20 protein-coding genes are annotated in these 23,517 nt (G+C 63.3%); 13 read left to right on the top strand and 7 right to left on the bottom strand.

Going from position 1 to position 23,517, the window contains the following annotated elements:
* Positions 1-10 precede the first annotated feature (10 nt).
* From CLU87_RS21545 to CLU87_RS21535, 3 genes are all read left to right on the top strand, one after another.
* Positions 11-349: a DUF4124 domain-containing protein gene (locus tag CLU87_RS21545; RefSeq protein WP_099731754.1), complete on the top strand. Its 339-nt coding sequence runs from the start codon at positions 11-13 to the stop codon at positions 347-349.
* A 201-nt stretch (positions 350-550) separates the two neighbouring features.
* A complete protein-coding gene (locus tag CLU87_RS21540) occupies positions 551-1,534 on the top strand; it encodes a glycerophosphodiester phosphodiesterase family protein (RefSeq protein ID WP_099731753.1) in 984 nt (327 codons plus the stop codon).
* A 128-nt stretch (positions 1,535-1,662) separates the two neighbouring features.
* Positions 1,663-2,415: a tyrosine-protein phosphatase gene (locus CLU87_RS21535; protein ID WP_099731752.1), complete on the top strand. Its 753-nt coding sequence runs from the start codon at positions 1,663-1,665 to the stop codon at positions 2,413-2,415.
* A gap of 36 nt (positions 2,416-2,451) precedes the next feature.
* Here the strand turns inward: CLU87_RS21535 and CLU87_RS21530 are convergent, their stop codons facing one another.
* Positions 2,452-3,759, bottom strand: a complete 1,308-nt coding sequence (locus CLU87_RS21530; RefSeq protein WP_099731751.1) for an MFS transporter — start codon at positions 3,757-3,759, stop codon at positions 2,452-2,454.
* Positions 3,760-4,108: 349 nt separating this feature from the next.
* On the opposite strand from CLU87_RS21530, the gene CLU87_RS21525 reads away from it, so the two are divergent.
* The 5 genes from CLU87_RS21525 (at position 4,109) to CLU87_RS21505 (ending at position 12,806) form a co-directional block, all read left to right on the top strand.
* Complete coding sequence (locus tag CLU87_RS21525) at positions 4,109-5,941, top strand: 3'-5' exonuclease (protein WP_099731750.1); 1,833 nt, start codon at positions 4,109-4,111, stop codon at positions 5,939-5,941.
* A 36-nt stretch (positions 5,942-5,977) separates the two neighbouring features.
* A complete protein-coding gene (locus CLU87_RS21520; protein WP_099731749.1) occupies positions 5,978-7,522 on the top strand; it encodes a class I SAM-dependent DNA methyltransferase in 1,545 nt (514 codons plus the stop codon).
* A 231-nt stretch (positions 7,523-7,753) separates the two neighbouring features.
* Complete coding sequence (locus CLU87_RS21515) at positions 7,754-8,839, top strand: restriction endonuclease subunit S (RefSeq protein ID WP_099731748.1); 1,086 nt, start codon at positions 7,754-7,756, stop codon at positions 8,837-8,839.
* Complete coding sequence (locus CLU87_RS21510) at positions 8,839-9,513, top strand: abortive infection family protein (RefSeq protein ID WP_099731747.1); 675 nt, start codon at positions 8,839-8,841, stop codon at positions 9,511-9,513. Before CLU87_RS21515 ends, CLU87_RS21510 begins: the two co-directional genes overlap by 1 nt.
* Before the next feature lie 89 nt (positions 9,514-9,602).
* Positions 9,603-12,806 (top strand): type I restriction endonuclease subunit R, encoded by a 3,204-nt coding sequence (locus CLU87_RS21505; protein ID WP_099731746.1) that lies wholly within the window; start codon positions 9,603-9,605, stop codon positions 12,804-12,806.
* A gap of 365 nt (positions 12,807-13,171) precedes the next feature.
* Here the strand turns inward: CLU87_RS21505 and CLU87_RS21495 are convergent, their stop codons facing one another.
* Positions 13,172-14,299 carry a Fic family protein gene (locus CLU87_RS21495; RefSeq protein WP_099731744.1) on the bottom strand — a complete coding sequence of 376 codons (1,128 nt, stop codon included), beginning with the start codon at positions 14,297-14,299 and terminating at the stop codon, positions 13,172-13,174.
* A gap of 198 nt (positions 14,300-14,497) precedes the next feature.
* Between CLU87_RS21495 and CLU87_RS21490 the strand changes: the two genes are divergently transcribed.
* Entirely contained in the window at positions 14,498-15,919 is a 1,422-nt protein-coding gene (locus CLU87_RS21490) for a DUF2130 domain-containing protein (protein WP_099732299.1), read from the top strand.
* 120 nt (positions 15,920-16,039) lie between these two features.
* Here the strand turns inward: CLU87_RS21490 and CLU87_RS21485 are convergent, their stop codons facing one another.
* Complete coding sequence (locus CLU87_RS21485) at positions 16,040-16,636, bottom strand: flavin reductase family protein (protein WP_099731743.1); 597 nt, start codon at positions 16,634-16,636, stop codon at positions 16,040-16,042.
* A gap of 325 nt (positions 16,637-16,961) precedes the next feature.
* Between CLU87_RS21485 and CLU87_RS21480 the strand changes: the two genes are divergently transcribed.
* The gene (locus CLU87_RS21480) at positions 16,962-17,345 is read left to right on the top strand and encodes a VOC family protein (RefSeq protein WP_056056657.1); all 384 of its coding nucleotides are present in this window, start codon (positions 16,962-16,964) and stop codon (positions 17,343-17,345) included.
* On the opposite strand, the gene CLU87_RS21475 is transcribed toward CLU87_RS21480, so the two are convergent.
* The 4 genes from CLU87_RS21475 to CLU87_RS21460 all read right to left on the bottom strand — a co-directional run bounded on the left by CLU87_RS21475 (position 17,346) and on the right by CLU87_RS21460 (position 20,982).
* Entirely contained in the window at positions 17,346-17,957 is a 612-nt protein-coding gene (locus CLU87_RS21475) for a hypothetical protein (RefSeq protein ID WP_099731742.1), read from the bottom strand.
* A gap of 25 nt (positions 17,958-17,982) precedes the next feature.
* On the bottom strand, positions 17,983-18,804 hold the full coding sequence (locus CLU87_RS21470) for a DUF899 domain-containing protein (protein ID WP_099731741.1): 822 nt from the start codon (positions 18,802-18,804) through the stop codon (positions 17,983-17,985).
* A 184-nt stretch (positions 18,805-18,988) separates the two neighbouring features.
* Positions 18,989-19,681 carry a PQQ-binding-like beta-propeller repeat protein gene (locus tag CLU87_RS21465; protein WP_099731740.1) on the bottom strand — a complete coding sequence of 231 codons (693 nt, stop codon included), beginning with the start codon at positions 19,679-19,681 and terminating at the stop codon, positions 18,989-18,991.
* Between the two features lie 44 nt (positions 19,682-19,725).
* Positions 19,726-20,982 carry a helix-turn-helix domain-containing protein gene (locus CLU87_RS21460; RefSeq protein WP_099731739.1) on the bottom strand — a complete coding sequence of 419 codons (1,257 nt, stop codon included), beginning with the start codon at positions 20,980-20,982 and terminating at the stop codon, positions 19,726-19,728.
* 124 nt (positions 20,983-21,106) lie between these two features.
* On the opposite strand from CLU87_RS21460, the gene CLU87_RS21455 reads away from it, so the two are divergent.
* From CLU87_RS21455 to CLU87_RS21445, 3 genes are all read left to right on the top strand, one after another.
* On the top strand, positions 21,107-21,727 hold the full coding sequence (locus tag CLU87_RS21455) for a trans-aconitate 2-methyltransferase (protein ID WP_192419261.1): 621 nt from the start codon (positions 21,107-21,109) through the stop codon (positions 21,725-21,727).
* Positions 21,728-21,756: 29 nt separating this feature from the next.
* A complete protein-coding gene (locus CLU87_RS21450; RefSeq protein WP_099732297.1) occupies positions 21,757-22,518 on the top strand; it encodes a tRNA-uridine aminocarboxypropyltransferase in 762 nt (253 codons plus the stop codon).
* Positions 22,519-22,580: 62 nt separating this feature from the next.
* Positions 22,581-23,459, top strand: a complete 879-nt coding sequence (locus tag CLU87_RS21445; RefSeq protein ID WP_099731738.1) for a PA4780 family RIO1-like protein kinase — start codon at positions 22,581-22,583, stop codon at positions 23,457-23,459.
* Positions 23,460-23,517 lie beyond the last annotated feature (58 nt).

Here is a 23,517-nt window from a genome sequence, read left to right as displayed (position 1 = left end):
CCGCATCCTTATGCGCAGCCGCACTGAACGCACCGTCCTCACCGCCATCGCGGTCGTGGTGGTTGCTGCCGCCGCCGCTGCGTGGTGGACGCGCGATGCCTGGCTGCCGCAGGCAGGGCCGTGGTCCGAGCAGATGTGGAAAAAGATCACCCGCCCGGGCCCCGACACCCTGCCGCCTGACAAGCGGCCCGCCCAGGCGCAGCCCGCACGCAGCGGCGCCTCCACGCCCGCCGCGCCGCAACCGCGCAAGTGTGTGAAAGACGGCCGCACTACCTACACCGACCAGCCCTGTCCCAAGGGCACGCAAGAGCTGCCGGTGGATGGCGCGGTGACTTCGCTCCCGCCCTGACGGTTCGCTGCCCATCGGACAAAGGCATCACCAGGCGCCTGAACCCACGCTTGCATCCGGCATGGGTTCTTGCATCGCAGGGTTCGCCGTCGCCCCAGTGTCTCCTGCGTTTCTGCCCCGCGCACATCCGCGCCACCATGTCACGCCGCTGCAATGGCGCCGCCCTAGAGTCGGCCTCTTTTCAGAAACGGAACTGTTGCCATGAAAGCCTTGTCCTCCTTCGCCGCTGTCTGCCTGTCTGCCCTGGTGCTTGCCGGGTGTGGCGGTAGTGACGATGCGCCTGCACAACCCCAGGTCATCGCGCACCGTGGCGCCAGCGGCTATCTGCCGGAGCACACGCTGGGCGGCTACGAGCTGGCCATCCGCATGGGGGCTGACTTCATCGAGCCCGACCTGCAGATCACCAAAGACGGCGCGCTGGTCGCCATCCACGACGACACCCTGAACCGCACCACCAACGTGGCCACGCTGTTCGCGCAGCGCAACGGCGGCTACAAGGTGTCGGACTTCACCCTCGCCGAAATCAAGACGCTGACCGTGATGCCCACCGGCACGGGCAAGGCAAGCTATCCAGGCTTCACGCCCAGCTCGGCCAACGCGTTCGCCGTGCCCACCTTCCAGGAAGTGGTGGACCTGGCCAAAAAACAAAGCAGCACCGCAGGCCGCGAAGTGGGCATCTACCCAGAGGCCAAGCAGGCCGATCCCGCCATGGAAGACGGCATCTTGAAGACCCTGGCCGCCAACGGCTACAACGCCAACAGCAAGGTCTTCATCCAGTCGTTCAGCGATGCCACGCTGCGCAGCCTGCGCACCAAGCAAGTCGCGCAGAACAACAAGATGCCGCTGATCCTGCTGGGGGTGGCCACCACCGCAGCGGACGGCACCGCACGCATGGGGGTCACGGGCGCCACCGGCGTGCAGGCGCTCACGCTCAAGGATGTCGCTACCTTCACCGAGGGGGTGGGCGTGCTCATCAACAACACCACCTACCCGGTCACAAAGTCCTTCATCGACCAGGCCCACGCCGCAGGCCTGAAGGTGCACGGCTGGACCTTTGCGCAGGCCGATGCCGCCCCCGCCGCCGTAGAGTTCCGCAAGTACCTGGACATGGGCATGGACGGCATGTTTGCCAACTACCCCGACCTGGCCGTGACCGCCCGCAACGCCTACGTGCAGGGCAAGTAAGCCCGGCGGAGCGAAGGGGGCAGCACCACACACGGGGTGCCAGTGCGCTGAATAGCCCCCATGCGACAACCGGGCAGGCGCAACTGGGCTAGTCTTGCGGCAACGTCCTGTGCTTGAGCCTTTCGACCATGTCCTCTTCTGCCCCTTCCCGATCCCTGCCCCTGCGCGGCGCCACCAACTTCCGCGACCTCGGCGGCTACACCGGCCACGGCGGCCGCCCGGTGAAATGGCGCCGCATCTTCCGCTCTGACCACCTGGCGGGCCTGACGCCCGAGGACCAGGCCCTGCTGGCAGACCTGGGCGTGGCCCGCGCGGTGGACTTTCGCGGCCAGGCCGAAAGCGCCGCGTATGCCTACGCACTGCCCGGCGTGGCCTACCACCCACTGCACATCGAGCCCACCGTGGTGCAGCGCGCGCTGGAGCTGCAACGCACCGGCCGCCAGCTCACGGCCCAAGACGCCGTGGGCCTGATGCAGGACACCTACCGGGGTTTTGTGCACGACAACGCCCCGCGTTTTGCCGAGCTGTTCCGCCTGCTGCTGGCCAGCGATACGCCCACCGTCTTTCACTGCACGGCGGGCAAGGACCGCACCGGCTTTGCCGCTGCCCTCATCCTGCTGACTCTGGGCGTACCGCGCGATGTGGTCATGCACGACTACCTGCTCACCAACACGCTCTACCAGCGCCCCCCCGGCATGGGCAGCCACGCGCCGGAAGAAGTGCTGCGCGTGCTATGGCGTGTGCAAGAGGAGTTTCTGGATGCCGCCCTGCACATGGTGGACAACGACTATGGCGGTCTGCAGCCCTATCTGGTGGACGTGCTGGGCGTGGACGCGGCCGCGCAGAAGGAACTGATGGGGCGGTACCTGCAGGCGGCCTGAGCTGCCGATGGTGCCCGCTGGCAGCGCCTGCCCAGCTTACCCCGGGCTGTGCTGCGGCCGCGCTGTCACAGCGCGTTGCTGACGCACGCGCCAGAACAGCCAGCCCACGATCGACAAGTTCAGCAGGTTCCACGCCATGCCGTTCAAAAACGCCGCGCGGTAGCTGCCCGTCAGGTCAAAGATCCAGCCCGACATCCAGCCCCCCAGCGCCATGCCGATCAGCGTGGCCATGATCACAGCACCCACCCGCGCACCGGCCTCCTGCGGGGCGAAATACTCGCGGATGATGATGGCGTAGGCGGGCACGATGCCGCCCTGGAACAGCCCGAACATCGCCGAGATGACATACAGCGGCACCAGCCCGTCAAACGGCAAAAACAGCGCCAGCCCCACACCCTGCAACGCAGACCCCAGCAGCAGCGTGCGCACGCCGCCAATGCGGTCGCAGATCACACCCGACACCAAGCGGCTGACGATGCCGCAGGCCAGCATCAGCGACAGCATCTCTGCCCCGCGCGCTGCGCCAAAACCCAGGTCGGTGCAATAGGCCACGATGTGCACCTGCGGCATCGCCATGGCCACGCAGCACGCAACGCCCGCCACACACAGCAATAGCTGTGCATGCAGCGGGCGCAGACCGAACGGGCGGCTGCGGTCGAGCGGCAACGGCGAGGGCGCTGCACCCGACGCGGCCGGTGCCATCGCTGCCGATGCTGCATCCATCTGCACCATGGGCGCGCGCTGGCGCATGCGCAGTGCCAGCAGCAGCATGCCCACACCACACACAATGCCCAGCAGCACATAGGTGTGGCGCCAGCCGATCAGCTCAATGCCGTGCTGCACGATGGGCGGCCACAGCGCGCCCGCAATGTAGTTGCCACTGGCGCAGATTGCCACCGCAATGCCGCGCCGCTTGTTCCACCACAGCGCGGTGTCTGCCATCAGCGGCGCAAACGTGGCCGAGCTGCCAATCAGCCCCATCAACCCGTGCGCCAGCCCAAACCCCCAGATGCTGCCCGACAGCCCCGCCCACACAAACCCGCCACACACAGCCACCGCGCCCACGCACAGCACCGGCATCAGCCCATGCCGGTCGGCCATGCGGCCCGTCCAGATGCCGCCCAGCCCCAGGCACACCATCATCAGCGTGTAGGGCAGCGACGCATCCGCGCGGCCCACGCCAAACTCGGCCTGCACGGCGGGCAGCACCACCGACACCACATACATGCTGCTGTTGCCCAGCACCACCAGGCCCAACGTGGTCAGCAGGCGCCAGGCGGCCTGGCGGGAGTCGATGCGGGATGCGGGGGCGGCGGCTGGGGGGGGCGAAGAGGTGTTCGGCATGCGGGGCAATTTACCCGACGGCACTGCAGGGACTTGCAGGGCGGCGCCAGTGCACGCTAAGGGCCAGGGTGCCGTTAGTTGATTGGTATGAAATTGATAGCTGCTAGCGCTTATTGGATAAGCGCTACAGGCCAATATGGTTTGAATAGTCTTGACTGGGTAGGTCTTTCTGCAGCGGCCCACTCAACCAGCGCTTGCCAACACGCTTGGCATCGAAAAGTTGCGCCCTACTGCCACACCACCTAAAGTGCCTTAACAACTGCATACAAAGATATGCATCGCACAACATAGGGGGGCGACTCGCGGCATGGCGACATTGATACCGGCACTGGGTGCGTGCTTGCGGCGCATGACCCCTGGAGAAAAGCGCCTGGCTGAGAGGCTGGAAGACAAGCTGGACGACGACTACCTGCTCTGGTACGACGTAACCGTGGGCCCGCAGCAACTGCACCCCGACTTCATCGTGCTGCACCCCAGCCGGGGCTTGCTGATTCTGGAGGTCAAAGACTTCCGCCTGAGCACCATCGTGCAGGCCGACAAGGAAGACTGGACCATTCTGGACGCCACCAGCAGCGAGCCCAAAGCCATCCAGTCCCCCTTCGCCCAGGCCCGCAACTATGCGCATACGGTGCTCGACGCCCTGCGCGCCGACAAGCGCCTGGTGCACCCCGATGGCCGCCGCCAGGGCGAAGTGGTGTTTGCCTGGAGCTACGGCGTGGTGCTGCCCAACATCACGCGCAAACAGTTCACCGAAGCACAGCTGGGCCAGGCCATTGCACCCCACCGCGTCATCTGCAGCGACGAGATGACCGACAGCGTGGAGCCCGAGGCTTTCCAGAGCCGCCTGTGGGAGATGTTCCCCTACGAGCGCTACCACACGCTCACCCTGCCGCAGATTGACCGCGTGCGCTGGATCCTCTTCCCGCAGGTGCGCATCCCTGAGCAGGCCAGCCTGTTCGACGAGGCCGACATGCAGGCCGAAGTGCCCGACATGCTGCGCGTGATGGACCTGCAGCAAGAGCAACTGGCCCGCAGCCTGGGCGACGGCCACCGTGTTATCCACGGCGTGGCGGGCTCTGGCAAAACCATGGTGCTGGGCTACCGTGCCGAATACCTGGCCCGCGCCCACGCCGCAGGCAAGCCCGTGCTGGTGCTCTGCTACAACGAGCCGCTGGCCGTCAAACTCGCCGCCACCATGGCCGCCAAGGGCCTGAGTGATCGCGTGCACTGCGTCCACTTCCACAAATGGGCCAGGGCCCAACTGGTGGCCTACGGGCAGACCTTGCCCGCAGACAACCAGAGCACGGACGCCAAGATGGCCGAGATGGTCCAGCGCGTCATCACCGGCGTGGACCGGGGCCACATCCCCACCGGCCAATACCTGGCGGTGCTCATCGACGAGGGCCACGACTTTGCGCCCGAATGGCTCAAGCTCGTCACCCAAATGGTGGACCCCACCACCAACAGCCTGCTGGTGCTATACGACGACGCGCAAAGCATTTACGAGCGCGGCCGCAAAAAGAACTTCAGCTTCAAAAGCGTGGGCATCCAGGCGCAGGGCCGCACCACCATCCTCAAGATCAACTACCGCAACACGCGGCAAATCCTGCAAGCCGCCAACGCCCTCGCGGGCGACCTGCTCACCGCCGAAGACCGCGACGACGACGGCATCCCCCTCGTCAAACCCGTGAGCTGTGGCCGCGACGGCCCCGAGCCCATCGTCATCAACTTGCCCACCTTGCCCGAACAGGCCGCCAAGATCGCCGAGCTGCTGCAAGGCGCGCATGCGGATGGCTTCGCCTGGGGCGACATGGCCGTGCTGTGCCGCACCGAAAAAATCCGCGACCTGTGCGCCAGCGCCCTCTACAAACGCGGCGTGCCTGTGCAAAACCGCCGGAGGTCGGGCGACTACAACCCGCTGGCCAACAGCGTGAAGGTGATGACCATGATGGTCAGCAAGGGGCTGGAATTCCCGGTGGTGGCGATACCGGGGGTGGAGCGAATGGGGGCGGAGGCTACCGAGCCGGGAGAGGGCGCGCAGGCGCTGTCAGAGGCCGAGGTGCTGGCGCGCAGGGAGGCGGCGCGGGTGTTGTATGTGGCGGTGACGAGGGCTGCGCAGAGGTTGGTGTTGGGGGTGTGCGGGAATGGCAGTTTTTGCGCCCGATTGCCTCACTCGCCTTGACGTAAAGTACCCCACTTGCAATTGAAAGACTGCCCCATGGCCCGCGCATCTACTACCAAGCCCGATAAAGAAGAACCACTAGAAAAGCAGCTTTGGAAAGCCGCCGACAAGCTGCGCAAGAACATTGACGCAGCCGAGTACAAGCACGTGGTGCTGGGCTTGATATTTCTCAAATACATTTCGGATTCGTTTGCCGAGATGTTTGAAAAGCTCCAAGACGGAGAAGGTGACTACGCAGGGGCAGACCCCGAGGACAAAGACGAGTACAAGGCGGAGAACATTTTCTTTGTACCGCCCGAGGCACGATGGTCCTTTCTGCTTAGCAAGGCCAAGCTGCCCACCGTAGGCACTTTTGTGGATGCAGCCATGGATGCCATCGAGAAGGAAAACCCCTCCCTCAAAGGCGTGCTACCCAAAGTGTTTGCACGGCAAAACCTCGACCCCGCCAGCCTGGGCGGCCTGATTGATTTGGTAGGCAACATCGCGCTGGGTGATGCCAAATCGCGTAGCGCCGATGTGCTGGGCCACGTGTTTGAATATTTTTTGGGCGAATTTGCGCTGGCCGAAGGCAAGCAAGGCGGGCAGTTCTACACACCGCGCAGCATTGTGGAGCTGCTGGTGGAAATGCTGGAGCCCTACAAAGGTCGGGTGTTTGACCCCTGCTGCGGCTCCGGCGGCATGTTTGTGCAGTCTGAAAAATTCGTCACCTCGCACCAAGGCCGCGTGAACGACATTTCCATCTATGGGCAAGAGAGCAACCAAACTACTTGGCGCTTGGCCAAGATGAATCTGGCCATTCGCGGCATTGATGCCAGCCAAGTGAAATGGAACAACGAAGGCTCGTTTCTGAACGACGCGCACAAAGACTTGAAGGCCGACTTCATCATCGCCAACCCGCCTTTCAACGTGAGCGACTGGAGTGGTGAGCTGTTGCGCAAAGATGGCCGCTGGCAATTCGGTGTGCCGCCCACAGGCAACGCCAACTTTGCTTGGCTGCAGCACTTTCACCACCATCTGGCTCCCAATGGCCGCGCGGGCGTGGTACTGGCCAAGGGTGCGCTTACCAGCAAAAGCAGTGGCGAGGGCGACATCCGCAAGGCACTGGTGGCAGAGGGCAACCTCATCGACTGCATCGTCAACCTGCCCGCCAAACTGTTTCTCAACACTCAGATACCCGCCGCGCTGTGGTTCATGAACCGCGCTCGAGCCAACGGCCACCCGCGCAAGGGCGAGATTTTGTTTATTGATGCCCGCAACTTGGGCTACCTCATCAACCGCCGCACCCGCGAACTCAGCACTGACGACATTCAAAAGATCGCCAGCGTGTACCACGCATGGCGCACGGGTGAGGCTACGTATGAGGACGAAAAAGGCTTTTGTGCATCAGTGCCCCTGGCGCGCGTGACCGAGCTGGACTATGTGCTGACACCAGGCCGCTATGTCGGCTTGCCCGATGAGGAAGATGACTTCAATTTTGCCGAGCGGTTTGCGGCACTCAAGGCCGAGTTTGAAGCGCAGTTGCTAGAAGAGGTGAAGCTGAACAAAGCCATTGCCGAGAATTTGGCGAAAGTGCAGGCATGACGCAAAACTGCTTGTCCACGTCACGCTTCATCGCGTTTTTTGACGAATGTAGCCGCATTCACGGACTCAAGGTGTACCCAAAATGAAAACGGACGCTTCCGGTTTCCCAGAAAACGTCCGCCGACCGGGCATTCCCAATCCAGCCGCGATTCCATCCGAGAGCCCGGCGAGTGTGGTGCCGCAAGGGCTTCAGAATCCGGGGATTTCGGCGAACCTAGGGAATGTGAAACTATGAGTGAGTGGAAAGAAGCACCACTTGGTGACCTGATAAATCTTAAGCGTGGATACGATCTGCCAAGCAATAGCCGCATCGAAGGCAAAGTTCCAATATTTTCATCCTCCGGAATTTCGGGTTTCCACAACGAGAAAAAGGCAAATGGACCCGGTGTAGTCACCGGGCGATATGGAACGATAGGACAAGTGTTCTATGCGAGCGGTAGTTATTGGCCGTTGAATACCACCTTATATGTTCAAGACTTTAAGGGTAACAACCCTAAATTTGTTTACTACTTCTTGCAGCAACTCGATTGGGAAAAATACAGCGACAAGAGCGCAGTCCCCGGTGTTAATCGCAACGATGTTCATCAGGAGCGCGTAGCGTTCCCGCAACCCTCGGAACAACAATCCATCGCGGCCGTCCTCAGCAGCATCGACGAAAAAATAGACCTGTTGAACCGTCAAATCCAAACGCTTGAAACTATGGCCGCAACCCTGTTCCGCCAGTGGTTTGTGAAAGATGTGCAGGAAGGCTGGGTCGAAAGGCCACTGAGCGACATTGCCCATTTCTTGAATGGCTTGGCATGCCAAAAATATCCAGCAACCAATGCGTTGGAAAAATTGCCAGTCCTCAAAATTAAAGAGCTGAGCGGCGGCATCTCCGAAGCATCCGACTGGGCAACCAGCCAAGTCAAGCCCGACTACATCGTCGAAGCGGGCGATGTGATTTTTGCATGGTCTGCATCCTTGATGGTCAAGGTGTGGAATGGTGAAAAGTGCGTATTGAATCAGCACTTGTTCAAGGTGACGTCGAACGAGTTTCCAAAGTGGTTTTATCTGATGTGGTGCAAGCACCATCTCGCAGAGTTCATTGCCGTGGCCACCAGCCACGCCACCACAATGGGGCACATCAAACGCGGCGACTTGGATACGGCCATGGTACTGGTGCCGCCACCCGACGTGCTCGAAAACATGACCCAGCAAATGCAACCGCTGCTGGACAAGCAGATTGCCAATGCCAAGCAGCGAAAAACTCTGGAGAAGCTGCGTGACACTCTGCTGCCCAAATTGATGAGCGGGGAAGTGCGGGTGACCTACTGATGGAAAAACTACGCAACACGCTGGAGCAGTACGGTCGCTGGAAACCGCTTTCGGTTTACGTAGACCGAATGGAAGCCAGCCTGGAGAGCGATTTCAGCAATGCGGTGGAAAACGCCAAGGCCTTGCTGGAGTCCATCGGCAAGGAGATATGCCAGGTAAAAGCGGTGGAATTGCCCGCTGCTGCAAGCATTAACGCTGTGATGAAACGCTCCTTCATGGCATTGGGTTACACGTCCGAGGACTTGGTAAGTCAAGTATCTGGCGCACTGGCGAATATTGGCCAGCAAGTGGGAAATTTGCGTAATGAAATTAGCCCTACCTCCCACGGAAAACCTTTGGCAGCTCTAAGCGAGCGAAACGACAAAGTTGATTTGCTGACACGAGAGTTCCTGATTGACAGTACGCTCGTGGTAGCGGTGTTTCTGATTCGGTCGTTTGAAGAGCGACACAGCGAAACAGCATCGCCACGGGATGCGCAGACTAACAACTCGTCCGATTACGAAGATAACGAGGCCTTCAATAACTACTGGGATGAAACCTTTGGTGAATTTGCCATGGGCCAATACTCTTACCCTGCCAGCGAAATTTTGTTTAGCGTAGACGCACAGGCTTATGCAGCGGAACATAAGGCCTTCATGGAAGCAGACGAAGATTCGGCCGGGGAAGCGCTATGAAATGTATGCGAGTCATCCATATGACGCTTTTCGTTCTCGTGTCTTGAATCAATAGCTTAGGCCTTCACCAAAAGCGATATAGAACCCATATGCTCACCGAATCCGCCATCGAAGCCTTTGCCATCAAACTGTTGGAGCGGCTGGGTTACATCTATCTGCACGGCCCGAGCATGGCCCCGGACAGCGACAACCCGGAGCGCAGCACCTATGCCGATGTGCTGCTGCTTGAGCGTATGACGCAGGCCGCCAGGCGCATCAACCACAGGCTGCCCACAGACGTGGTGGACGCAGCGTTAAGGGATGTGCAGCGCATCCATTCGCCCGACCTGTTGACCAATAACGAAGCGTTTCACCGGCTGCTGACGGAGGGCGTGCCAGTTAATTTGCAAAAGGACGGTGACACGCGGGGTGAGCGGGTGTGGTTGGTGGACTTTGAGCGGCCAGAGAACAACGAGTTTGTGGTGGTGAACCAGTTCACGGTGATAGAAAACCACCAGAACAAGCGGCCTGACCTGGTGCTGTTTGTGAATGGCATGCCGCTGGTGGTGATTGAGTTGAAGAATGCCACCGATGAAAAGGCCACGCTCAAAACTGCCCACCAGCAGATAGACACTTACAAGCAAGCGATACCCAGCTTGTTCACCACCAATGCCATCGTGGTTATCTCGGATGGGCTGGAGGCCAGGGCGGGCTCGGTGTCGGCAGGCCTGTCGCGCTTTATGGTGTGGAAGAGTGCAGACGGCAAGGCCGAGGCATCGCACTTGGTGAGCCAACTAGAAACCTTGATTTTGGGCATGCTGAACCAAGCCACTTTGCTGGACTTGGTGCGCCATTTCATTGTGTTTGAGAAGAGCGGCCAAGAAGACCCGAAAACAGGGCAGATCACCATCAGCACCGCCAAGAAGCTGGCGGCTTATCACCAGTATTACGCCGTGAACGCGGCGGTGGCATCTACCCTGCGCGCAGCGGACATTAGCGGGCCGCCTTCGGTGCGCGAGAACCCGGCCAGCTATGGGGCACCTAGCGTTACAAGCCAACCCAAAGGCGACATGAAGGCTGGGGTGGTTTGGCACACGCAGGGCTCTGGTAAATCATTGTCAATGGTTTTTTACACCGGCAAGATTGTGCTGGCGCTCAACAACCCAACGGTGCTGGTGATCACCGACCGCAATGACTTGGACGACCAGCTCTTTGATACTTTTGCAGCATCCAAACAGTTATTGCGCCAAGAGCCCGTGCAGGCAAAAGACCGCGACCACTTGAAGGAGTTGCTGCGTGTTTCGGCTGGTGGCGTGGTGTTTTCGACCATTCAGAAGTTCCAGCCTGAAAAGGGCAATGTGTACGAAGAGCTGTCTCGGCGGCAAAACATAGTGGTGATTGCCGACGAAGCGCACCGCACGCAATATGGATTTGCTGCCAAAACGGTGGACGAAAAGAATGAGGCTGGCGATGTAATTGGCAAGCGAGTTGTTTACGGCTTTGCCAAGTATTTGCGCGATGCCTTGCCCAACGCCACCTACCTGGGCTTTACCGGTACGCCTATTGAGAAGACCGATGTCAACACCCCGGCGGTGTTTGGCAACTATGTGGATATTTACGACATTGCCCAAGCGGTGGAAGACGGCGCTACTGTGCGCATCTACTATGAGAGCCGCTTGGCCAAAGTGAGCCTGAGCGACGAGGGCAAGAAGCTAATTGCGGAGCTGGACGAAGAGTTGGAGCAAGAGGAGCTGACTGAAACGCAGAAGGCCAAGGCTAAATGGACAAAGATGGAGGCGCTGATTGGCAGTGAGCCGCGCGTCAAAAATATCGCGCATGACATCGTGGCGCACTTTGAGGCACGCCAGGAGGTATTTGCAGGCAAGGCGATGGTGGTGAGTATGTCGCGGCGCATTGCCGCCGACTTATATGAAGAGATCATCCTGCTGCGACCCGAGTGGCACTCGGATGATTTACGCAAAGGCGCGATCAAGGTGGTGATGACAGCATCGTCTAGCGACGGCCCCAAACTGGCCAAGCACCACACCACCAAAGAGCAGCGCAAGGTGTTGGCCGAGCGCATGAAGTCAGGCAGTGACCCACTCAAGCTGGTGATCGTGCGCGACATGTGGCTCACCGGCTTTGATGCACCCAGCATGCACACGCTGTACATCGACAAGCCGATGAAAGGCCACAACCTGATGCAGGCGATTGCGCGGGTGAACCGTGTCTACAAAGACAAACCCGGTGGTTTGGTGGTGGACTATCTGGGCATCGCCGCAGACCTGAAAACGGCCCTGTCCTTCTACTCGGATGCGGGCGGCAAGGGTGACCCAGCGTTGGCACAGGAGCAAGCCATAGCGTTAATGCTGGAAAAGCTAGAAGTGATTTCTGCGCTGTTCCATGGCTTTGCTTATGAGGACTATTTTGCTGCGGATACGGCGCAAAAACTATCACTTATTCTTGCGGCCGAAGAGCATGTTTTGGGGCTAGACGATGGGCGTAAGCGCTTTTTGAACGAGGTCGCTGCGCTCTCGCAAGCTTTTGCCATAGCAGTACCACACGAGCAGGCGATGGAGGTGAAAGACGAGGTCGGGTTCTTTCAAGCTGTCAAAGCGCGGTTGGCTAAGTTTGACAATACGTCAGACGGACGAAGCAACGAAGAGATCGAAACCACCATTCGGCAAGTGATAGACCAGGCGCTGGTTTCGGAGCAAGTGATTGACGTGTTTGATGCAGCGGGCATCAAGAAGCCAGATATTTCCATTTTGTCCGACGAATTCTTGGCGGAGCTTAAAGGGTATGAGCATAAAAATGTGGCGCTGGAAGTCCTCAAAAAACTGCTGAACGACGAGTTGAAGGTGCGCGCCAAACGCAACTTGGTGCAAAGCCGCTCTCTCATGGAGATGTTGGAAACCGCCATCAAGAAGTACCAAAACAAGATTCTGACGGCGGCCGAGGTAATGGAAGAGCTCATCAAGGTAAGCAAGGAAATTGTGAGTGCTGACAGTGAGGCCGCGCATATGGGCCTGTCGGACTTTGAATACGCTTTCTACACAGCGGTGGCCAACAACGACAGCGCCAAAGAGCTAATGCATCAAGACAAACTACGTGAGCTAGCCGTGGTGCTGACCCAGCGGGTGCGGGAGAACGCCTCCATTGACTGGACTATCAAGGAAAACGTTAAAGCCAAGCTCAAGGTCATTGTGAAGCGAACATTGCGCCAGTTCGGCTACCCACCTGACATGGAGCTGCTGGCGACTGAGACTGTTTTGAAGCAAGCGGAGATGATTGCGAGTGAACTCAATCCATAGAAGCGCAAACATCGGATCGGATTCAGAGTTGCAGAGGGGCGCTACTTTGAGTTGATCTTTCTGCTCCGTTATTGATAGCTGGTCACGCAATATCAAAGCGGGCTACAGACTTTTTAAATACCAAATTCTCCGCTAACTACCCCACGCACGAAATCATCTGCCCCCACTGCAGCAAAGCCTTCAAGATCGACGGGGCGGGGTATGCCGACATCCTCAACCACCTGTTTGAGCTGCACACCGGCACGCTGGCGCAGCGGCTGGCGCGGTATGCGCAGGGGTAGGTGGTGGTGACTTGCAGCGTTGCTATACCGTGAATTGCTTCTGATTTGATAGCTGCTAGCGCTTATGGTTTAAGCGCTAGCAGCCTATTTGACCAAGATGTAGGCGGTATTCCGCCCGCCACCTTCCAGCCGCGCCAGCACGCCCCGGGCCAGCAGGTCGTTGATGTCGCGCAGCGCCGTATCGGGTGAGCATTTGGCCATCGCCGCCCACTTGGCGTTGGTCAGTTTGCCTTCCATGCCATCCAGCACGCGGTTCAGCACCAGCGTTTGGCGGGCGTTCATGGGCGTGCCCGCCCAGCGCTGCCAGAACTGGGCTTTGTCCAGCACGCCCGCCAGTGTGGCGTCTGAGCCCTGCACGGCGCGCAGCAGGCAGCCCAGAAACCAGTGCAGCCACGGGGTCACGTCCAGCGGGCCTTTTTGGGTGGCTTCTAGCTGGTCGTAATAGTCTTTGCGCTCGCGCTGAATTTGGGCGCTGAAGCTGTAAAAGCGCTGATGCGTGCCTTCAGCACGTGCCAGGGCCATGTCGCCCACGGCGCGGCTCAGGCGGCCGTTGCCGTCGTCAAACGGGTGCAGGGTGACCAGCCACAGGTGGGCCAGCCCGGCTTTGATGAGGGCGTCGCCCACCGGGGCGGCTTCAAACCAGTCAAAAAAGGCCTGGGTTTGCGCGGGCAGGGTGGCGGCGGGCGGGGCTTCAAAGTGCACTTTCTCCCGCCCCACAGGGCCAGACACGACCTGCATGGGGCCGCTGGCATCGGTGCGCCACCCGGCCACGGTGATGCGCATGCGCCCGCTGTAGCCGGTGGGGAACAGCGCCGCGTGCCAGCCAAACAGGCGCTCGGCGGTCAGGGGCTGGTCAAAGTTGCGGGTGGCGTCCAGCACCACGTCCACCACGCCATCCACATGCCGGTCGCTGGGGGCCAGGGCTTCAATGTCGAGCCCCAGCTTGCGGGCCACGGAGGAGCGCACGGCATCCAGGTCCAGCCGCTCGCCCTCAATGGCGCTGGTGGTGATGACTTCTTGCGTCAGCACCTGCAAGGTGGCCTGGTCGCGCTGCGCCAGCCCCAGCTCTGCCATGCGCCCGGCCAGCATGCCCTGTGCGCGGTGCACCTGGGCCAGTGGCGCGGCCAGGGCGGCGGCATCAAAAGCAAGGTTCGGCCAATCGGGCAACTGCCAGAGGTAGCGGGGCGTGCGGGTGGGGCGGTGGTGGCGCATGCGGTGATTATGGAGGTTATTCGCCGCAAATAATGCGGTGAATCAATGCGCTTTTCGCCGCACATGTGTTGCCGCACAAAAGGCTGGCGACATGGCATTCACCGCTTGCGCTGGATTGCGCGCAGTGCACCCACATGGCTGCGCATGGTGCCCGCTATGCTCCCCACCCGACGAAACACGACACACACGGTACGCGCCATGCACGAAATCATCTGCCCCCACTGCAACAAAGCCTTCAAGATCGACGAGGCGGGGTATGCCGACATCCTCAAGCAGGTGCGCGATGGCGAGTTTGAGCAAGCTTTGCACGAGCGGCTGGAGCTGGCCGAGCGGGAAAAGCGCGACGCGATTGCCCTGGCCAAGGCGGAGGTGACCAACGCGCTGCAAAAGGCGGCGGCGGCCAAAGACACCGAGATTCAGGCGCTGAAGGCTCAGCTGGACGCGGGCGAGGTGGAGCGCAAGTTGGCCGTCACAGAGGCTTTGGGCACGGTGAGCAAAGAGCGCGATGCGCTGGCCAACGAATTAGCCCAAGCGCGCAACGCGCAGCAGGCCGCCGCCCAGTTGGCCGAGGCCAAGCTGGCCCATGCGCTGCAGGCCGAAGCCGCCAAAAAGGACGCCGAGATTCAGGCCCTGCAAGCCAAGCTGGCGGCCAGCGATGTAGCGCGCCAACTGGCGGTGACGGAGGCGGTGAACCAGGCCGTGGGCGTGGTGGCCCAAGAGCGCGATGCCTTGAAACATGACCTCAGCCTCATCACCGTCAAAAACCAGCTGGAAGAGAAAGCCATCAAGGAGCAATTTGCCCTGCAGTTGCGCGACCGCGAGGGCGAGATTGAGCGCCTGCGCGACATGAAGGCGCGGCTATCGACCAAGATGGTGGGCGAAACGCTGGAGCAGCACTGCGAGATTGAGTTCAACCGCATTCGGGCGGCGGCGTTTCAGCGCGCGCACTTTGAGAAGGACAACGACGCCCGCACCGGCAGCAAGGGCGACTACATCTTCCGCGAGGCGGATGAGCACGGCACCGAGATCGTTTCCATCATGTTTGAGATGAAGAACGAGAGCGATGAAACGGCCACCAAGAAGCGCAACGAAGACTTCTTGAAAGAGCTGGACAAGGACCGCACCGAGAAGGCGTGCGAATACGCGGTGCTGGTGTCCCTGCTGGAGCCGGAGAGCGAGCTGTACAACAGCGGCATCGTCGATGTGTCGCACCGCTACCCCAAGATGTATGTGGTGCGGCCGCAGTTCTTTGTGCCGCTGATCACGCTGCTGCGCAATGCGGCGTTGAACTCGCTGAAGTACAAGTCTGAGCTGGCGATGGTGCGTTCGCAGAACCTGGACATCACCAAGTTTGAGACGCAGCTGGACGAGTTCAAAACCGCGTTTGGCCGCAACTGGCGTTTGGCGTCAGACGGGTTCGAGGAGGCCATCAAGCGCATTGACGAGGCCATCAAGGACCTGGAGAAGACCAAGGAGGCGCTGCACAAGTCCGCCAACAACCTGCGCCTGGCCAACGACAAGGCCGAAGACCTGACGATCAAGAAGCTGACACGCGGCAACCCGACGATGGCGGCCAAGTTTGCGGAACTGAAGCAGGTGGGGCTTGCGGATGGGGAGTGAGCGGGGTGTTGCGCACCATCAGCGCGAGACAAAAACTCCTGTTTTTATAGCTGCTTGCGCTTACCCGGTATGCGCTACAGGCCAATTTGATCTGAATATTCGCGGCATCAAGATGCTGACTCACACCTTGACCGAAGCCCCCGTGGCATAGAACTGGCCTCCCGCCACGTAGTGCAGCGTGCGCAGCGCGTCGGGCGCGGTGTCGAACTCCCAGTGCCCGTTGCGGAACACGCGGTCGTCAGCCCAGGCGGCCACCACTTCGCCGATGAAAAGGTCATAGGCCTGCTGGTTGTGCGGCTCAGGGATCACGCGGCACAGCAGCCAGGCAGCGCAACCTTGCACCAGCGGGGGCGTGGCCTGCGCCGGGTGGCCGGGCGCTTCAAACAACGGCACGCCATGGCGCTGCAGCTTGTCGGGCGTGGTCTTGGCGCTGTCGGTGCCCAGCGCCACAGTCAGCGCGGCCAGGGGCACGGTGGGCAGCTGCAGAGCAAAGAAGCCGCTGGCCTCCACCAGTTCGCGCGTGCGCGTGGCCTTGTCGAGCACCACCGTGACCTTGGGCGGTGCAAAGTCCAGTGCGCAGGCCCACGATGCCGCCATGACGTTGTGCTGGCCCGCGTGGGCGGCCGACACCAGCACGACGGGGCCGTGGTTGAGCAGGCGGTAGGCCTTGTCGAGGGGCACCGGGGTGAAGTGGCGGTGGGAGGCAGTGGGCAGCATGGGGGGTGAGGGTCTGTTCAAAGGGCAATACCAGGGGATGGGGCAGTGCGTGGAGCCTGTGGGCGTTGCTGAAATTTGCTATCAATTAGATAGCTATTCAGGCATATTGCACTAGCGCCATGGCGCATTTTTGCCTCAAAACGGCTTCCATGAAGCCTGTGGGGGCGCTCTGGGGCCAGCGGCACGGCCCGCCCAATGCCCCCGCCCCTGAGTGCCGCACAGGGGCTTGTGGCCCGCGCCGGTGATGGCGATAGCCACCCGCTAACATGCCAACGCCAACCGTTGGCCACAACCCGCCCCCTGAGGGGCCTACAGGAGACGATGAATGTTCAGTCATGTGATGGTCGGTGTGAACGACCTGGAGCGGTCCAAGAAGTTTTATGACGCGCTGCTGGGGGCGCTGGGCGTACCGCCCGGTGTGGCCAACAAGAACCGCTACTTCTATCGCGGCCCCACTGGTACCTTTGGCATCACCACCCCCATCAACGGCGAGCCCGCCACCTTTGCCAATGGCGGCACCATCGGTTTTGCCATGCAGTCGCCCGAGCAGGCCGATGCCTTCCACGCCGCCGGTGTAGCGAACGGTGGCATCACCTGCGAAGACCCACCCGGCTGGCGCGAAGGCCCCGGCGGCAAGCTGTACCTGGCGTACCTGCGCGACCCGGACGGCAACAAGATCTGCGCCCTGCACCGCCCGGCCAAGGCCTGATCAACGGGCAGGCCCCCCGCTGCAACCCCGGTAGCGTTGCAGCCAGCGCTGGGCGCCCTGCACACCGTGGCAGGCCGCAGCGGCCATGGCCCCGGTGACGGCCAGCATGGCCAGTGTGTGAACCCCCAGCGCGGCCAGCGCGAACAGCAAGGGGGTGGAGAGCCGGTCGCCCCCAGAGGCCACCCCACCTGCAGCGACATCGCCCCCGCACAGCGGCGCCAGCGCAGGCACCAGCGCCAGCCCGGCACCGTGCACCGTGGCCACCCCAAAGGACCAGATTGCCATGCCCACGGGCCCGGCCGGCTTGCGCAGGCGATGCCACGCCGCCCCCGTCAGACGCACGCGAGCGACTATCACCACCCCGCCCAGGCCGCCCGCCACCGCCAGCAGGGCAGGTGGCGACAACGACAGCCCCCACCCCACCGCAGCCGCCGTCAGTGCCACGGCGGCCAGGTGCCCGACGGCCATGGGCAGCAGTGCGCGCAGCGGCATGCTGTGGTCACGCGCACAGAGGCTCCAGATGGTGGCCAGCCCCCAGCCCGTGAGCGGATTGAGCCCGTGCAGTGCCCCCATGGCGGCGATGGCCAGCCAGGACCAGAGGGTGGCGTCCATGGTCGCGGTCTCAACCGTGTGTGGTTCAGCCCCGCGTGGAGCAGCACCCGCCCGGCGCCGTGTGGGCCGGTGAAGGCTGTGGCGCCTGTGCAGCTGGTGCCGCCGCAGACGCAGCCGCTGGCAGGGAAGGTGCATACCGGTCGTGGTGGCGCACCCAGTCCATGGGGTAGGCGGGGTTGGTCTCGTGGCGGCCTCGGGGCGCGAGGTCCAGCAGCTGGTAGGTGCCCATCATGGCCTCCACGCCGCGCCCGAAGGTGGAGTAAGCGTGGAACACCTCGCCCGCATCGCTGCGCACAAACACGCTGATGCCCGGCGCCTCATCGGCGGGGAACGGCTGCATGCCGTAGTTGTAGAACACCTCGCCGTGGCCGCGTGCGCGCTGCTCGGGCGTGAAGCTCACGGCAAAGTCGTGGTTGAAGTCGCTGCCATGCGACGACGCCCAGCGAAACTGCCAGCTCATGCGCTGGCGAAAACGCTCGATCTCGGCCAGCGGCGCGCGCGAGACGGCGAGCACCGACACGTCGCGGTGCTGCAAGTGCAGCTCCATGCCGCCCATGTGGTCGGCCATGAAAGAGCAGCTGGGGCAGCCCTGCTCCCACCCCGGGCCAAACATGAAGTGCTGCACGAGCAGCTGGCTGCGGCCATCGAACAGGTCGGCCAAGGCGCGCGGACCCTGCAGCGTGTCCAGCGTGTAGCGCTTGTCCACGCGGGTCCAGGGCAGTGCGCGGCGCTGCGCGGCGACCTCGTCATGCAGGCGGGTCAGGGCCTTTTCGCGGGCCAGCAGCGCATGGCGCTGAGCCAGCCATTCGTCGGCAGAAACCACGGGGTGGGAAGTGGGTGCGTTCATGGGGGTGCTCCTGGTGGGTGGTGGATGACGTCGCGGGACGGAGAATTGCGTGGGGAGGGAGGCGCTGGCAGGCGGACCTGTCCCCGGCCTGCGACATCGCGTGATGCGCGCAGGGCCTTTGGTTGCAAGAGGTGGTGGGTGCGGCGGGGCGCCGCGTCGCTCAAGGGCTGAAGGTGTCAGGGGCTCAGGTGCGGGCCGCCTTGGGCCGGCGCACAGCGCGGACCTTGCCGCTGCCGCCGCCCCCGCAGTAGAAGAGGTCGGCACCGTCCGATTCGAGGCCGCTCACGCCCACGCCTGGAGGCATGTCGAGCTGCTGCAGCACGGCGCCGGTGGCGGGGTCGATGTGGCGCAGCGTGCTCTCGTCACCTTCCCAGGTGCCGTGCCACATCTCGCCGTCCACCCAGGTCACGCCGGTCACAAAGCGGTCGGACTCGATGGTGCGCCGGATGGCGCCGGTGGCGGGGTCGATCTGGTGGATCTTGCGGTCGCGGTACTGGCCCACCCACAGGCTGCCCTCGGCCCAGGTGAGGCCCGAGTCGTTGCCGTTGCCGGGTGCAGGAATGGAGGCCACCACCCGGCCGGTGGCGGGGTCGATCTTGTCGATGCGCGCCTCGGTGATCTGGTACAGGTGCCTGCCGTCAAACGCAGTGCCGGCATCGCTGGCCACGGCCAGCGTGCGCAGGGTCTCGCCCGTGGCGGCATCGAAGGCCACCAGGTGCGCCCCCGTGGCCGCCCAGACATGCTGGCCGTCGTGGGTGACGCCGTGCACGCTGTCCGCGCCCGCAAAGGGGCCGTATTCGCGCACGATCTCTGCGGGTTGTGAAGGGTGGCGGCGGAGGGTGGCGGGTGTCGGGTCGCTGTGGGTGCATGCGGTCATGGTTGGCTCCTGTGGGGTGGCCCGGTGGGGGCTTGGCGTCCACTTTATGCAATCGGCAGCGCAGCAGGGAGTAACAAGATCGTCGTGAATCCGGACAGCGGCGGCGCCAGCCAGCGCTGCGCGCGCGCGCGGCCGATGGAGCGCACACGGCCTTGTGCTTCCAGCTCGGCCAACGCGCGCTGCACGGTGCGCTGGCTGGCATCCGTGGCCAACGCGAGCGCCGAGGTGGACCAGGCCGCACCGTCCGACAGCAGAGCCAGCAGCGCCGCCTGCTCGCCATCGATGGGCGGCGCCAGCACCACCACGGGCCGTGCGTCCAAGGGCTGCAGCGCAAAGCCGCGCGCTGTGGCCTCGATGCGCGCCAGTGGCCGCAGGAGCGCGCGCAGGCGCCCTACCTCCACCCGCAGCCGCGCACGGTGGGTGTCGTCGGGGTGGCGGGTGCGAAAGGCCTGCGCAATCAACGCCTCGCGCTCGGCATCGCCGGGCCAGGCTTGCGCCAGCGCACACACCAGCGCGAACAGGATGGGCCGGCGTGCCAGCGGTTGCCACACGGCGGCGTCTGCGGTGGAGGGGCCACCGCCCACCCCCACGCAGCGCCGACATGCATCCACCACCAGCGCGCCCGATGCCAGCAGGTCTGCCACATCGGAAAGGCGCAGCGGCTGGTCCACCCCTGCCCCCACACGCCGCGCTGCGGGTTGATCCAGCACGGCGCGCGCCTGGGCCACCTCAGCCAGCAGGGCGGGTACATGGGCTTGCTCGGCGGCCTCCTGCGCACGGTCCAGCGCCGCGCTGGCGGAGGCGATGTGCAGCGAGCGCAGCGCCAGCTCGGCCAGGGTCAGGTCGGCCATGGCCCGCAGGGCGGGGGGCAGGTCGCCCGCTGTGGGGGCGGTCGCCATGGCGTCCATGGCCGCTGCGGCTTCGTCCAGGCGGCCGATGCGCAGCAGCCGCCGCGCCGCAATCAGCCGCGCCTGTGTGGCGTTGGCGGTGTCGCCGTGGGCTTGCAGCGTGTCGGCCGCCTCCAGCAGCGGGCGGGGTAACCCGCCCAGGTCGCGCATGGCCAGCGCCACCTCGGCCTCGGCCACCACACAACGGGCGCGCGCCTGGGCTTCGTGGGCGCCAAAGGCACGCGCAGCCTGCCGCAGCAGGTCGCGCGCACGGGGGTGTTCGCCCAGCTGCGCCATGGCAATGCCGCGCAAGGCCAGGGCGGGTGGGTCGTCGCGCAGGGCCACGCGCTTGAGGGCGCCCAGCGGGTCCCCGGCGGCCAGCGCGCGGGCGGATGCGGAGATCAGCGAATCCATGGCCGCAGACTACACCGCCAGAGGCCCCCACTCCCGTGGGCGATACTCGCCGCCTCGAACAGCCACCTCGAATCGCCATCGTGCGGCTGCCCCCGCAGGCGGTTCCGGGCAAAAGGAAGCAGCAGTGAAACCAGTGACCGGCAGCGCAGACGCGGCCATTTTTGACGAGGCGTACTACCAGCGCTTTTACTTCGACAAGAAGACCAGCGTGGTGGACCCGGCGCACACCGAGCGCCTGGGCGCGTTTGTGTGCAGCTACCTGCAGTACCTGCGCGTGCCCGTGCGGCGGGTGCTGGATGTGGGCTGCGGCATTGGCCTGTGGCGCGATGTGATCGCACGGCATTTTCCGCAGGCACAGTTCCACGGCGTGGAGTTCAGCGAATACCTGTGCCAGCGGTTTGGCTGGGAGCGCGGCTCGGTGGTGGACTACAAGGCCCGCACGCCGTACGACCTGGTGATCTGCCAGGGCGTGCTGCCCTACCTGAGCGAGGCCGACGTGCAAAAGGCCATGCGCAACCTGGCGCGCCTGAGCCGGGGCGCCCTGTATGTGGAGGCCGTCGCGCGCGAGGACTGGGAACAGGATGTGGTGGACGAGCAAGTGACCGACCCGCGCATGTTCCGCCACCCCGCACAGCTGTACCGCCGCACGCTGGGCGAGGGCTTTACCGAGCTGGGTGGGGGCGTGTGGCTGAGCCCGCTGGCAGAGCTGCCGCTGTTTGCGCTGGAACGTGCGGGCGGCCGGTGACACAGCCCGCAGCCCCCTCGGCGACTGACGTGGCCACCACCGATACGCCGTCCGTCACACCACCTGTCCCACCACATGCGGTGGCACGCCTGCGCGCCGAGCGCCTGGCCCGCAGTGCCAAGCCCTTTCTGGCCCGGGGCGGCCCCAAGGGCGAGCGCTGCGCGGGCTGCCGCCTGGTGCCCAGCCACTGCATCTGCGCGCTGCGGCCCGTGCTGCCCACGCGTGCAGGCATGTGCCTGCTGATGGCGGACATCGAGCCCCTCAAGCCCAGCAACACCGGCTGGCTGATCGCCGATGTGGTGGCCGACACCTATGCGTTTGGCTGGGCGCGCACCGAGGTAAACCCCGACCTGCTGGCGCTGCTGGCCGACCCACAGTGGCAGCCGTATGTGGTGTTCCCCGGCGAGTTCGTGGCGCCCGAGCGCGTGGCCACGCAGGTGGCCCAGGCCGAGGGCAAACGCCCGCTGTTCTTGCTGCTCGACGCCACCTGGCCCGAGGCGCGCAAGATGTTCCGCAAGAGCCCCTACCTCAACCACCTGCCCGTGCTGAGCCTGCAGCCCGAGCAGCTCTCGCGCTACCACCTGCGCCGATCCACCCGCATGGACCACTTCTGCACCTCCGAGGTCGGCGCGCTGTGCCTGGAGCTGGCGGGCGAGCTGCAGGCCGCACAGGCGCTGGAGGCATACCTGGATGTGTTCACCCACCACTATCTGCAGGCCAAGCACCAGTTGCCGGTGGCTGTGGACGATGCCACGCACCTGCGGCTGCGCGGTGTGTTCAGCGCGGGCTGAGCAAAACGCACTTTGGCACGCGGTCCGCCAGGGGGATTGCGCGACACGGGCAAAATGCACCGATGAAAGCTCCCCCCCGCCTGCAGTCCCTCATCGAGGAAGGCCTGATCGACACCGTGGTCCGGCAGCTCATGAGCGGCAAGGAGGCCATGGTCTACGTGGTGCGCTGCGGTGACGAAACGCGCTGCGCCAAGATCTACAAAGAAGCGAACAACCGCAGCTTTCGCCAAGCCGTGGATTACACCGAGAACCGCAAGGTCAAGAACTCGCGCTCGGCCCGTGCCATGGCCAAGGGCAGCAAGTTTGGCCGGCAAGAGCAAGAGGCCGCCTGGCAAAGCGCCGAGGTCGATGCGCTCTACCGCCTGGCCGCGGCGGGCGTGCGCGTGCCGCAGCCCTACAACTTTCACGACGGCGTGCTGCTGATGGAGCTGGTGACCGATGCCCACGGCGATGCCGCCCCGCGCCTGAACGATGTGAGCTTCACGCCCGAAGACGCGCGCACCCACCACGCCACGCTGGTGGCCGAGGTGGTGCGCATGCTGTGTGCGGGTGTGGTGCATGGGGACTTGTCGGAGTTCAACATCCTGCTGGCCTACCTGCCTGGCACAGAAGGTGAAGAGGCGGGCCACGATGGCCCCGTCATCATCGACCTGCCCCAGGCCGTGGACGCTGCGGGCAACAACCACGCCCAGCGCATGCTGCTGCGCGACGTGGCCAACCTGCGCGACTTCTTCGGCCAGTTTGCCCCCGAGCTGCGCACCACCCAATACGGCCCCGAAATCTGGAGCCTGTACCAGAGCGGGCTGCTGAGCAATGAGACGCCGCTCACCGGCATCTATGCGCCGACGCATGCCGATGTGGACATGCAGGCCGTGCTGCGCGAGATTGACGACGCGCGCGACGAAGATGCAGCGCGCAGGCTGCGCATGGCGGCGGGCTGACGCCGTCTCCACCACGCAGGGCTGTGGCACCATCGCGGCCTTTTTCAGTGTCGCTTGC

It is taken from the genome of Acidovorax sp. 59 (genome assembly GCF_002754175.1).
Lineage (GTDB): Bacteria > Pseudomonadota > Gammaproteobacteria > Burkholderiales > Burkholderiaceae_C > Acidovorax > Acidovorax delafieldii.
Note: the sequence above shows the minus strand (reverse complement) of the source record. Positions and strands in the feature narration are given on the sequence as shown.